Annotated in this window: 1 protein-coding gene; it reads left to right on the plus strand. The window is 44.9% G+C overall.

Annotated elements, in window-relative coordinates:
• Positions 1-154 precede the first annotated feature (154 nt).
• The gene (locus D1Z90_RS20880) at positions 155-490 is read left to right on the plus strand and encodes a hypothetical protein (protein WP_147378828.1); all 336 of its coding nucleotides are present in this window, start codon (positions 155-157) and stop codon (positions 488-490) included.
• The last annotated feature ends 232 nt before the right edge of the window (positions 491-722 follow it).

Genomic DNA, 722 nt, shown 5'->3' on the forward strand with positions numbered 1-722 from the left:
GGTTTCTTTGTGTACGTCCAGGCCGATAAAAAGGGTGCTAGGGTTATTCATGTCGATCTCCTGTATCTGTTATGGCGGTTACCTAACAGTGTGGCACTGGCCGAGCTAACCCACGATAAACGCAGGAGGTCGACACTGTGCACAGGGAATCATTATGTCTATGCATCAATTGAGTATTGAGAATATGGAAGATCAAGTAGAACGCCTGATAAAAGATGCTCAAAATTTAATCGAGGATAGGGACTTATCTGAAATAATAATTTGCCCTTACCATGGTAGGGAGCGAGGTGATTACTTTAATATTTCAGAGAGCGAGATTGAAGGCAGAGTTAAGGCATCAATCTTTGAGGGCTATTACGTAGACCTAATTCCAACTTTAACGCAATTGATAGTTTGTGTTTGGGAGTACCCTGGGCCAAAGCCGGAAGAAGAGTATGTAAAAAACCTCATTGATATTCCGAGTTTTGTGGAAGACTTAGAAGGTGAGTAAATGCATAACAAGCGGCTGCAATCTGACCTCAGGCCACTGTCACCTTTTGTGCAAAAAACCGTACAAAAGCCACCAGTAGCCTCCGGCAGTTGAGCCGGGCGTTGATATGATTCCCACTGTCAACGAGCGCGTGACTATCCCTACCAAAAATGTTCGGCATGGGAGAGAAACTTAAGTGAGTGCACCTTTGGCAAGAAAGTTCGGCGGTTGACCTTGCTGATATTCGCGGGTT

This window comes from Motilimonas pumila, from assembly GCF_003596335.1.
Classification (GTDB): domain Bacteria; phylum Pseudomonadota; class Gammaproteobacteria; order Enterobacterales; family CBDFNC01; genus Motilimonas; species Motilimonas pumila.